This window comes from Lactobacillus sp. A27, from assembly GCF_016742815.1.
GTDB lineage: Bacteria > Bacillota > Bacilli > Lactobacillales > Lactobacillaceae > Lactobacillus > Lactobacillus gallinarum.
In genome coordinates, this window is the sequence record NZ_JAEHNT010000105.1 from 1 (window position 1) to 425 (window position 425).

At 38.1% G+C, this 425-nt stretch carries 1 pseudogene; it reads right to left on the bottom strand.

Features of this window, described 5'->3' with window-relative positions:
- Nucleotides 1-425, bottom strand: a pseudogene (locus tag JEM49_RS09590) (RNA-guided endonuclease InsQ/TnpB family protein); the annotation flags it as partial.

Sequence of the window (425 nt, forward strand, 5' to 3'; positions counted from 1 at the left end):
GCAATGCGGACAATTCCCAGCTTAGGCAATTTAATATGTTTAGCATCAATAAACCTAGCTGTCCCGTTATCAAGATAGGCTTCTGACTGCTTAGGATATTGACAGTTGGTCTGATATGACCAGTCGCTGCGTTTTTTGTGAAAAGTCGGAATTCCATGACCAATCTTGCGATAGTTGTTCCAAGCTTTCTGATAGTTTTGAATCGCATTGGCAAGAGCGAGACTATCAATTTCTTTAACACGTAAAAAGCTATAAGCATCACGAATATTCTTAGGCTTAGCCAATAATTCATTATTGATGACTACTGTTTCTGCCAGTTGGACTTCATAGTTATTAAGAGCAGAAAAGGCAAAAGGCATTGCTTGATATTGTCTAACAGCTAAGTAGTGCTTAGCATTATAATTGCTTCGATTGTGTCCTACATA